The organism is Streptomyces sp. NPDC003038 (assembly GCF_040611115.1).
Lineage (GTDB): Bacteria > Actinomycetota > Actinomycetes > Streptomycetales > Streptomycetaceae > Streptomyces.
Window position 1 is genome coordinate 68,856 of sequence record NZ_JBEXNN010000012.1, and the last position, 9,538, is coordinate 78,393.

Annotated in this window: 18 protein-coding genes; 13 read left to right on the forward strand and 5 right to left on the reverse strand. The window is 72.3% G+C overall.

Annotated features, from left to right (window positions below; genetic code table 11):
- Window positions 1-12 precede the first annotated feature (12 nt).
- The 4 genes from ABZX75_RS17315 to ABZX75_RS17330 all read left to right on the forward strand — a co-directional run bounded on the left by ABZX75_RS17315 (window position 13) and on the right by ABZX75_RS17330 (window position 1,709).
- Window positions 13-408, forward strand: coding sequence for a hypothetical protein (locus ABZX75_RS17315; protein WP_355411212.1), 396 nt, complete (start codon window positions 13-15; stop codon window positions 406-408).
- 97 nt (window positions 409-505) lie between these two features.
- Window positions 506-1,048, forward strand: a complete 543-nt coding sequence (locus tag ABZX75_RS17320; RefSeq protein ID WP_355411214.1) for a hypothetical protein — start codon at window positions 506-508, stop codon at window positions 1,046-1,048.
- Complete coding sequence (locus tag ABZX75_RS17325) at window positions 1,045-1,347, forward strand: hypothetical protein (protein WP_355411216.1); 303 nt, start codon at window positions 1,045-1,047, stop codon at window positions 1,345-1,347. Before ABZX75_RS17320 ends, ABZX75_RS17325 begins: the two co-directional genes overlap by 4 nt.
- Before the next feature lie 134 nt (window positions 1,348-1,481).
- Window positions 1,482-1,709: a hypothetical protein gene (locus ABZX75_RS17330; RefSeq protein WP_355411218.1), complete on the forward strand. Its 228-nt coding sequence runs from the start codon at window positions 1,482-1,484 to the stop codon at window positions 1,707-1,709.
- A gap of 51 nt (window positions 1,710-1,760) precedes the next feature.
- Here ABZX75_RS17330 and ABZX75_RS17335 read toward each other — a convergent pair whose 3' ends face one another.
- The 5 genes from ABZX75_RS17335 to ABZX75_RS17355 form a co-directional block, all read right to left on the reverse strand.
- Window positions 1,761-1,976 carry a hypothetical protein gene (locus tag ABZX75_RS17335; RefSeq protein ID WP_355411220.1) on the reverse strand — a complete coding sequence of 72 codons (216 nt, stop codon included), beginning with the start codon at window positions 1,974-1,976 and terminating at the stop codon, window positions 1,761-1,763.
- Window positions 1,973-2,194: a hypothetical protein gene (locus ABZX75_RS17340; protein ID WP_355411222.1), complete on the reverse strand. Its 222-nt coding sequence runs from the start codon at window positions 2,192-2,194 to the stop codon at window positions 1,973-1,975. The genes ABZX75_RS17335 and ABZX75_RS17340 overlap by 4 nt, the downstream gene beginning before the upstream one ends.
- 55 nt (window positions 2,195-2,249) lie before the next feature.
- Entirely contained in the window at window positions 2,250-2,579 is a 330-nt protein-coding gene (locus ABZX75_RS17345; RefSeq protein ID WP_355411224.1) for a DUF6233 domain-containing protein, read from the reverse strand.
- 132 nt (window positions 2,580-2,711) lie between these two features.
- Window positions 2,712-3,107: a tyrosine-type recombinase/integrase gene (locus ABZX75_RS17350; protein ID WP_355411226.1), complete on the reverse strand. Its 396-nt coding sequence runs from the start codon at window positions 3,105-3,107 to the stop codon at window positions 2,712-2,714.
- A gap of 123 nt (window positions 3,108-3,230) precedes the next feature.
- The gene (locus ABZX75_RS17355) at window positions 3,231-3,560 is read right to left on the reverse strand and encodes a hypothetical protein (RefSeq protein WP_355411228.1); all 330 of its coding nucleotides are present in this window, start codon (window positions 3,558-3,560) and stop codon (window positions 3,231-3,233) included.
- A gap of 198 nt (window positions 3,561-3,758) precedes the next feature.
- Between ABZX75_RS17355 and ABZX75_RS17360 the strand changes: the two genes are divergently transcribed.
- The 9 genes from ABZX75_RS17360 to ABZX75_RS17400 all read left to right on the forward strand — a co-directional run bounded on the left by ABZX75_RS17360 (window position 3,759) and on the right by ABZX75_RS17400 (window position 9,483).
- Window positions 3,759-4,157, forward strand: a complete 399-nt coding sequence (locus ABZX75_RS17360; protein ID WP_355411230.1) for a hypothetical protein — start codon at window positions 3,759-3,761, stop codon at window positions 4,155-4,157.
- Complete coding sequence (locus tag ABZX75_RS17365) at window positions 4,157-4,315, forward strand: hypothetical protein (protein ID WP_355411232.1); 159 nt, start codon at window positions 4,157-4,159, stop codon at window positions 4,313-4,315. The genes ABZX75_RS17360 and ABZX75_RS17365 overlap by 1 nt, the downstream gene beginning before the upstream one ends.
- A gap of 115 nt (window positions 4,316-4,430) precedes the next feature.
- Window positions 4,431-4,631, forward strand: a complete 201-nt coding sequence (locus tag ABZX75_RS17370) for a hypothetical protein (RefSeq protein ID WP_355411234.1) — start codon at window positions 4,431-4,433, stop codon at window positions 4,629-4,631.
- A gap of 74 nt (window positions 4,632-4,705) precedes the next feature.
- Window positions 4,706-5,821, forward strand: a complete 1,116-nt coding sequence (locus tag ABZX75_RS17375) for a hypothetical protein (protein ID WP_355411236.1) — start codon at window positions 4,706-4,708, stop codon at window positions 5,819-5,821.
- Window positions 5,818-6,510: a nuclease-related domain-containing protein gene (locus tag ABZX75_RS17380; RefSeq protein ID WP_355411238.1), complete on the forward strand. Its 693-nt coding sequence runs from the start codon at window positions 5,818-5,820 to the stop codon at window positions 6,508-6,510. The genes ABZX75_RS17375 and ABZX75_RS17380 overlap by 4 nt, the downstream gene beginning before the upstream one ends.
- A 3-nt stretch (window positions 6,511-6,513) precedes the next feature.
- Window positions 6,514-7,494 carry a hypothetical protein gene (locus ABZX75_RS17385; RefSeq protein WP_355411240.1) on the forward strand — a complete coding sequence of 327 codons (981 nt, stop codon included), beginning with the start codon at window positions 6,514-6,516 and terminating at the stop codon, window positions 7,492-7,494.
- A gap of 27 nt (window positions 7,495-7,521) precedes the next feature.
- Window positions 7,522-7,929, forward strand: coding sequence for a hypothetical protein (locus tag ABZX75_RS17390; protein WP_355411243.1), 408 nt, complete (start codon window positions 7,522-7,524; stop codon window positions 7,927-7,929).
- Window positions 7,929-9,227, forward strand: coding sequence for a hypothetical protein (locus ABZX75_RS17395; protein ID WP_355411245.1), 1,299 nt, complete (start codon window positions 7,929-7,931; stop codon window positions 9,225-9,227). The genes ABZX75_RS17390 and ABZX75_RS17395 overlap by 1 nt, the downstream gene beginning before the upstream one ends.
- 79 nt (window positions 9,228-9,306) lie before the next feature.
- Window positions 9,307-9,483 carry a hypothetical protein gene (locus ABZX75_RS17400; RefSeq protein ID WP_355411247.1) on the forward strand — a complete coding sequence of 59 codons (177 nt, stop codon included), beginning with the start codon at window positions 9,307-9,309 and terminating at the stop codon, window positions 9,481-9,483.
- Window positions 9,484-9,538 lie beyond the last annotated feature (55 nt).

Sequence of the window (9,538 nt, forward strand, 5' to 3'; positions counted from 1 at the left end):
GAGGAGGCACCCATGCAGCACCACCCTCAGCCGATCCTGGACGAGCACTGGCAGGGCTACGAGCTCGCCGCCGACGACACCCACCGCTACGTCTGGATCTGGCACGGCTACAACATCCGCCTGATCGCTGTCCCGCTCGACGTCAACGAGGCCATGGGCTACGACCACGGCTGGTGCTTCCCCCGCGACCCCGACCTGGTCAAGGCCGCGGTCGCCGCGTGGAACGCGGACACCCAGGACGAGCCGACGGGCTGGCACAAGCGGGCCACCCACCCGGTCCGCCGCGCCCCGCTCCGTGACCGGGAGCCCGACTACAACCGGGCCCGCTGCGTCCACGGCCCGTACGTCGCCGACGGCTGTCGAACCGTCAACTGCCCCGACGCCCCGGCGTACGCCGAACAGCACTGACGGACCGGACCTCGCCGGATCACCTACCATCCCGCGGCACCGTGCCAGGAGCCACCGCACTCCGGCGCGGTGCCGCCACTTGTCGAAGGAGCCGAACGTGACCCAGACCGACACCGTCACCACCCCCGCGCCCGAGCAGGCCGGCGGGCCGTTGCCGCCGTACTCCGGGCGCGAGACCCTGTGCGCGAAGTGCTCGAACCTGGAGGCGTACACCCGCTTCCAGCCCGCGATCGGCCACCCCCGGACCGAGGAGTACAACGGCCGCCTGGAGCGGCGCGGCCCGCTCCCCGAGCGGCTGGAACGGCAGTGTGAACGCTGCGACTACCAGTGGGACGAGGCGCTGAACCCGGCGCCCGGCGTCCGCCCGGCGACCGTCCAGGAGATCGCGTACGCCCTCCAGCAGTCCCACGCCGGATGGGCGCTCGACCTCTCCCCGGAGTGCGCCCAGTACATGGCGGGCCAGCTCGCCGAGATGCTTCACCTCCTGGTCCGCCTCGACCACCCCATGTGGCTGCCGCGACCCGGCCGCCCGCTCCGCGTCCCGCCGACCGGCCCCCTCCAGCCGGGCGCGACGCTCACCGCGGCCGTGCCCATCCCGCTTCAGGAGCGGCCCGACACCGCCAACGGCAGCAAGTCATGACCGGCCCCGGACAGTCCCCGGACACGTCCGAGGGCAGCCCGGACAACCGGGGCGGCACCGTCCGGACAAGCCCGGTCGTCGGCGAGACGACAGAATGCGGCTCCCTTCCCACCAGCGCGGACACCGTCCGGACACCCCCGGACACGAACCCGGCGGACAGTCCGGACGGTGTCCGCGTCGAGTACCGGGCCCGCGTCCCCCGCCGGCTCCTGGGCGCCGCCTTCGCCGAAGCCTTCGCCGCCATTGCCGCCGCCCACGAACCCCCGCCCGCTTCCGACAGAGAGGGCACGACCCCATGACCCCCGAGCAGGCCCACGCCCGCGCTGCCCTCCTCATCGACCGCTTGGTGAAGCGCCGCGGCCTTACTGTCAGAGAAGCCGGCACCGCCGTGCGCCCTACCTGCGCCCCACCCGCACGCGAGAGGATCCCCCGCATGGACCGCGCAGAGATCACCATCCACGGCCCGATCGCTTACGGGCACGACCGCACCGCCGTAGCCTGCCCGACCTGCCGCGCCACCCACTCCCACACGGTCCGGGGGCAGCTTGACGACGCCGCCGTTCCGGTCACCCTGACCTGCGTCAACGGGCACAGCGTCCCCATCCCGGACCAGCTCGACCATCGGGAGTTCCTGTTCACCGTCGCCATGCGTGCCGAGTAGGGCGCGAGCGCGGCATCGTCGCGCCCCGGGACGCCGTCCACGGGGCGTACATCAGGGCGACGGGATCCGGCGCAGCAGCCGCCCTTGGAGCTCGGCTGCCCACGCCGCGGTGTCGGGCGGCGCCTCGCCGTCCCGGAGGTAGCCGAGGAGCGCCACTGCGGCGCGCGCCTCGCCGGCCGTGAGCAGCGGAAGCCGTTCGCCGGGCTCGTCCATCATCAGGTCGAAGTCGTCCATGACCGCCCAACGCGGCGGGGCGCGCGCGGTCACGGCGGCGACTCGGACCAGACGCCCGGGCCGCCACCCCGCCACTCGATAAGCCGGGACTCAGCGGCCTCGTCCGGGTTGAGCTCCAGCCCAGCGCGCCGCAGGAACTCCACCACGTCTTGCAGCGAGTACGCGAGCCCGAGGATCGTTCCGTCGGCCCGCACCCGCCGACCGCCGGAGGGGCTTGGCGGGTAGACGATCACCGGCGGGTGCGAGGCCATACGGACAGCGTGGGTCCGGACCGGTCCGGACGCATCCGGACAGGGCCCGGGCGGGTCACAGCAGGCCGAGCTCCCGATCCGGACGACACAATCCGCACGGCTCCACCCCGCCTGTGAGCAGCCGGAGCGCCTCGTCCCGGCTCACCGGCCGACCGCGCGCAGCACCGCGGTGCGTGCAGTCCCCGATGTGCACGGCCAGCGGCCGGCCGCCGGTGAGCTCCAGCTGCACCAGCCACTCCGGCCGGGGCGGCGGCACGTGGGCGGCTCGCTGCTCGCGGTCCTCCTCAGCGGCGATCCAGCGGCGTACACGGTCGACCTCGCCGAGGAGGTAGCGCTCAAGGCCCCGGAGCATCTCCAGGCGGGACGGGGGGCGAGGATCGTGCATACGTTCGATTCTAGGCTCCGCTCACCCCGGCGACATGAAGCCCCCGCTGCCACCGTACGGACAGCGTCCGGGCATGATGACGGCCCCCCACCGAGTGCCGGACAGGGGGCCGTTGTTGGTCTGGTGCGCGCCTTACTTCTCGGTGCCCGCCGGCTTGTCCGGGCCGGGCTTGAAGTCGTGGATGCTGTGCCCCACCGCGCGCGCCCACCGGCTGGCAAACTCTCGTGAGAGCGGAGTGCCCTCCCGACCCGCCAGGAGCGGTCCGTCCTTCCGGTCGCCGACGACCTGCCGCAGCAGCTCCGTCGTCACCGCGCTCAGCGGAACGGTCCTCGGCTCTCCCCGTACCGGTGTCTCGACGTTCAGCATCCCGGTCTCGAAGTCGACATCGCGGACGTCGGCCGACAGGGCATCGGCCACGCGCAGCCGCTGCTGCCCCATGAGCGCAAACAACGCCCGGGCCTCGACCGGGACCTGCGGGTCGGCCAGGACCGCGCGCAGCTCCTCCGTGCTCACCACGTTCATGCTCATCCCCATGTCCTTCAGTCTCCCAACCCGGGCAGTCGCATGCTGCCCAATCTCCGCTATTCGTCACCATCAGCCCACGCCCGACAGGGCGCCGGCCGTGCCGTGGTTAGCGACCGCTCGGCCGCGTCACGTGTCTGCCTGCTCCTCGGCGATCTTCCTGGCCGCCTTCTTGCGCGAGGCCCCGCTCAGCCCTTTGCTGATCTGCTGAGCACGCTCGGGGGTCACGTCGCCGATGATCTTGGCGATCTCCGGCCACGTCCGCCGGTTGGCGCGAAGGGCGTTAACCCGCGTCTCCCGAAGCCTCCGAAGCTGAGACCCGAGGTCGGGCCAACGGCGCAGGATCTCCGAGACCGCGGATGTGCATGCGGCGTCGTCCTCCATCTCCGACAGCGCCTCGATGGCCTCAAGCACCTTCGTCACCTCCGGCGGTACCTCCCTCTCCTTCTCCTCGGCCACGCCCCGCTCCTTCCTGCCGTGCGGGACGATCGCGCGACACAAACCCTAGGGCTTGCCACTCCTCAAAACAAGCCCTAGGGTTTGTGTCACGAGACCTGCTCCCGCTGTGGGTCCGTACGTACAAGTCGGCCCCCGGTCGGGGCCTCAGAAACGCCGACCGGGGGCCGCGCCAGACACCTGCCTTCCAGGAGCTGACGCATGGAACAGAGTACTGATCTGACGCGCGTGGGCGCAGACGCGGCCGTCGGCCACGTGCTGCTCGCCGTCGCGGACCACTTCACCGAGAACAACCCGACCAAAGAGCTGGAGCCAGTCGCCCTGCTCATCGCCTTCGGCGCGGAGGCGTACCGCCTGACCGACCGCAGCATCGGCGGCGGCGGCCAGGCGCTCGCCAAGGCCGCCTTCGAGGCCGCGCCCGAGCTGATCCCCGGCACCACCCGGGGCGAGTACGCCCTGATCCTCCGCACCGCCGCCAAGGACGGCGCCGAGTGGGGCGACGACGCGAACGAGCCGGTGATCCCCCGGATCACCGGCATCCCCAGCCCCCGCAACCCGAAGCCGACCGTCCCGACGCAGCCGACGGACGGTGAGCGCTGATGGCCCGCGAGACCGCCGCGGACCTCATCGCCCAGGCGAAGAAGGACTACGGCACTCCCGCCGAGCGGGCCGACCGCGCCGCCGCCGCCCGCCTCCAGTCCGGCATGGCCAGGACCAACGGCAACGTCGCCGCTGGCGCCCCGAGGGGGCGTCGCTGATGAGCAACACGACCCCCGTGGACCAGGACGCGAACGCCACGGCCGCCGAGCTCATCGCGCGCGCCGAGGCCGACCGTGCCGAGCAGGTCGCCAAGGACCAGGCGAGGGGGAACCAGTGAAGCCCCTCTCCTGGCTCAAGGGCGGCAACGACCGCGAGCTCGCCGCCGCGAAGTACGCGGGCCGCGAGTCCGCTTCCGACCGGGCCACCGCTAAGCGGCAGGCCAAGACCCGCGCCCGTCGTGCCCGGGAGGTCCGCGAGGCCGACCGGGCGGGACAGGCGTGGGAAGCCGCCGAGCGCCGACACCTCGGAGCCTGACGGCGGCACACCGGCCGGCCCGCCCTCCAGGGCGGGCCGGCCTTCCCCTGTAGGGCCACACGAGAGGCAGCACCATGGACCAGGCCCCCGAGCAGCAGCGCCTTCCCGGCGTGAAGTACCGCCGGGTCACCAGGCACCGGGCGGAGACCACCGTCATCGACGGCGTGGCCTCCACCCGCCGAGTCCCGTACGACGCGTGGGAGCCGGTTCCCCCGCGCGAGTGGGACGAGGTGATCCTGCGCGGCGTCACCGGCGCCGCGATCACCGTCACGGTCATCGCCGCTGCCGGGACCACCGCCAGCATCGGCGGCCTCCTCAGCCCGCTGGTCCCCGACGTCTTCGCGTACGCCTCCGGCATCGTGTTCACCAGCGGCTGGCTCGCCTGCCTCGGCATGGAGTGGCTGCACCGCATCGACCCCGAGCGGGCCCGGTCCGACCGGAACGCCGGATGGCTGATGCTCGCCCTCGGCATGGCCGCCGTCATCGCCTACGGCAACAGCCTCGGCCACCTGGAGGCGGGCCTCGTCGGCGCCGCGGTCGACCTGCTGTCAAAGGGCCTGTGGGCGCGGCTGATCCGGTACCACTCCGTGCCGCTCGACCCGGGCGTCGCTCACTGGGTCGTCGACCAGGAACAGAAGCTCGCCAGCCGGGCACTGCTCACCGGCCGCCTTGCCCGCTTGAACCGCTCCGCCGCCTACCGCGAGGCCATCGGCGGCCGGGAGTACCAGGCAGCCGGAGCCATCCTCGCCTCCGCCCAGACCACCCCGGCCGAGCTGCCCGGACAGCGTTCGGACACGGCGGACACCCCCGCCCCGGAGCCTGTCCAAGCACCGGCACCGGCGCCCGCGCCGCAGCCCCCGCTGTCCGGACAGCCGCCGGTCACGGTGTCCGCGCCGGTCACCCCGCCCCCAGCGCCGCCGGTCCCGCCGGTGGCCCCGCAGCCCCCGACCGCCAAGGCCCAGGAGCAGCAGCCGCCCGCCCCGCCGGTGCCGCCCGTCTCCGACATCACCCGCCCCTCGATCGCCGCGATCTGCCGCAGGGAGATCGGAGCCGACGTCGAGGTCACAGACGCCGCTCTCGTGGCCGCCGCCCTGAAGGCCGGCCACCCCCACACCGACAAGCTCGCCGACACCGTCCGCCGCTCCGCACAGCGTGTCGATCCGACTCGAAAGGCCCGGAAGGTCTCGTGACCCTCGCCCTCGTCCTCGCCGCGGTCGCCGCTGCTACCTGGTACTACCAGCGCCAGCAGGGGCGGCCCGGCGCGGGCGCCTCGTCGGCCGCCCGCGCCCGCCGCCTCCGCACCCCCCTGGTACGCCTTGCCACCCTCGCCGGTATCAGCACCGCCCGAGGCCGCATGGCGGACCAGTGCGATGCCGGGGCGGTGGGGGAGAAGCGCACCGCTGCCCGCCTCGACCCCCTCGCCAGCCAGGGCTGGATGGTCGTCCACGACCGGGCCATCCCCGGCAGCGCAGCCAACATCGACCACTTGCTCGTGAGCCCCGCCAGACAGCGCCGCGCCGGCGTCGTGTTCCTCGTCGACAGCAAGCTCTGGGGTTCCCGCTACACACTCCGCGCGGACGGCGACCGGCTCCTCCTCGACGCGCCGAACGGCCATACCAAGAACGTCACCGGGCGCCTGCGCGGCCTGCACCACGGCACCCGCATCGTCGCCCGCGAGCTCGGCTGTCCCGTCATCCCGCTCGTCTCCATGGAAGGGCCCCGGATCCAAGGCGGCCAGTTGCTGGTCGACGGCGTCCGCATCGTCCCCGCCGACCAGGTCGTGATCGAACTCCGCAAGCTGGCCCGCCGCTACGCCGCCCCCGGCCCGCACCCCGGTGCCCGCGCGGGCGCTCTCTTCAAGCCGTACGGAAGGAAGTGACCCGTGGACCTCAGCTCCAAGCCGCTCCTCCAGCGGCTCGGCATCGCCCCGGTGCCCAAGCCCGAACCCGAGCGCGAGCCCGAGCCGGACCCCGAGGTCGAGGCCGAGAAGACGGAGGAGGCCCCCGAGCCCGCCCCGGCCGTCACGGTCCCCGAGCAGACCAAGACGCTCCGCCCCGGCGACCGAGCCCCCAACTGGTGGGAGCCGAAGCCCGTCATCACCAGCGAGTGCGAGCACCCGAACCCGCGCACATTCCGAATCGCTGGATACGACCAGCCCATCCCCTTCTGGTGCCCGGACTGCAAGGCGGATCTCCACCCCGCCATCCCGGACGACAAGCCCACGGCCGACGGGCTCACGCCCGCCGAGTTGTGCGAACACCCGGCCCCCCACGAGGTCCGCAACAAGGTCACCGGCCAGCTCGTCGCGTACTGGTGCGCCGACTGCGAGACCCAGCTCAGCGTCCCCGACGACTACGACGAACTCGCCGACGTCACCGAGGCGGACGACGAGGAAGACGGTGAAGAGGACGAGGACGACGACGGCGGAGAGGGCGAGGACGACGGCAAGCCCGTCGACAAGGTCCCGCCCGCCATCCGCCGCATCTGGGGCATGCGCGGCAACGCCAAGAAGACGTACAGCCGACCCACCTACGGCAGGGAGGGCGGCCCTAAGAAGTCCCTCCTGGACGCCTGGGCCGCACGGGACCGGAAGACCCGCCACCTCCTCTACAACGGGACCGCCCTGGGTATCGGCTGGTACCTCGGCGTCCCCCAGTGGTTCACCGCCGAAGTCGCCTACCTCGACGCCACGTACGACTCGTGGACCGATTTCTACGTGTGCATCTGGTACGGCGTCGCCGTCGCCATCTGGGCGCTCGACCACCGCACCCGCAACTGGCTGCCGCCCTTCGCGCTGGCCACGCGGATCCCCCTCGTCTCGATGATCGTCGGCGTGCTCCTCTACGGCACCCCAGCTGCCTGACCACCCCACCCCTGAACGGAAAGCAGCATGAGCAGCAGCCTGATCCCCGCATTCGGCGCCGCCGGCCTCGCCCTCGGCCTGACCGGCGTCCTCTGGTTCGGCACCTCCACCGGCGGCAAGGTCAAGCCTCTCGGCTGGTGGTCGACGCTGTTGCTGGCCATGATCGCCGGGGCCTCGTACAACGCAGCCGGAACGCCCTTCGACCTCGTATCCAGCCTGGTCCAGGACTTGCTCGGTCTGTTCAGCGACGTCGTCTCACGTGCCACCATGGCGGGCATCGCCCTCTTCATCACCAGCGTGATCCTCTACAAGAAGCTCACGACCCGGCAGGTCGCCGTGATCGGCATCGTCTACTTCAACGTCGCCACCGGCGCGGGCGGAGGGTTCACCATCCTCGCGGAAAACATCGACACGATCATGCAGAGCTTCGCCTGATGGCCGCCCACCTGCACGCCGTTCCCGACGACCCCGACAAGGAGACGCCGGACTCGGGGGAGCGGCCCACGCTGCTCGCCGTCGTCACCCCGCAGCGCAGTCCGGCCGACGACGTCCTCGAGGACCCGCCCGCCGACGACACCGACGAGGACGAGGACCTATTCGACGAGGGCGACGAGGACCTGGTCCACGACGAAGAAGACGATGGGGAGGCCGCGGGGGAGGGGCGCAGCTGGATCCCGAACCTCCGCCCGTACTACGACGTCCGTCCACTCGCCGAGCTCGCACCCCTCGCCGTCGAAGCCGGCCGGACCGGCGGCCCGCCGCTACTCCGCCTCCTCGGCCGCTTCCTCCGCCTCCTCGGCCGGATGCTCCTCTGGTACTGGGGCGGCCTCACCGTCCTCCTGGCGCTCCTCGCCGGATGGCTGTCCGGCCGGTTCGGCAAGGGCGGCAGCGTCCGCGCCCGCCTCGGCATCGTCGGCTTCCTCCTCTACTGCATCGCCAAGCTGTCGTCCCAGTACCCCGCCGCGCCTTGGCTGTTCGGCGGGGCCGCCCTCGTCGTACTCGTCCTCGCCTGCACCGGCAAGATCACGGTCCCCCAGCCGAAGGCCGCGAAGAGGTACGAGAAGGCCAAGGCCCCGGCGAAGGCCGATGCCCCCGCCAAGGACACCCCCGCGGGCGACGCGGACACCGGCGGCGAGGTCACCAAGGAGGACGCCCCCGCCGAGCCGAAGCGCGGTCTGCTCGCCGGCCTCGCCGGACGCTTCAAGAGCACCCCCGCCGAGCCCTCGGAAGAGGCCCCGGAGGAGACCCCGGAAGAGGCGGACGAGGACGCCGAAGAAGAGGCGCCTGAGACCCCCGCCGAGGACCCCCTGACGGCCCTCATCCGGAAGGAGATCGGGGCCGAGAACGGGGTGCATTTGCAGGACCTCCGACCGGCCATGCGGCGGGCCTTCCCGGCGCTCTACACGGCCACCGATGCAGACCTCCGGGAGATCCTCGTCGAGGCCGGCTGGGACCCCTCCCGTACGTTCCGCGCGAGGGGTGCCGCCGGGCGCGCCGGAGTTCACCGTGATCAGCTTCCGCCACTGCCCTTCCCCAAGGGAGCCACCGTTCCCCTCTCCAAGCCGCTCTCCGGGGGCGGAGAGCGCCCCCGACCTGCGAACTTGTCGGAAGTGGAGAGCGGCGGAGAGTGGACCGAAGAGGAGCGGAGAGAGGGGCGCCGCTTCGTTCCGGACCCCGAGCGGGGGCCCACCGCGTGGAAGATCGAATACCTGAAGCCCCGCGACCGACGGTAAGGAGGCAACAGCAACCGGTAGCCGTACGGCCTGTCGATCCGCCATGATGGAGGTGATCTGAATGGGAAGGGAAGCGGTCATGAGCCACACCCGGCACACGCCCCACGCGCAGTGCTGCTGCTGTGCCCGGGCGACCGCCGTCCAGGTCCCCGAGCCCGAGCCGTTCCGCTTCACCGACATCCCGCTCGGGCAGTGGGTCGTCGGCTCCCTGATGATCCTCGCCATCCTGGTCGGCATCGCCTTCCGGATGTCGTAGACCCCCGGTCCGCCCCGCCGTCGGGCGGTCACACCGAAGGCCCTGCACGGTCAAC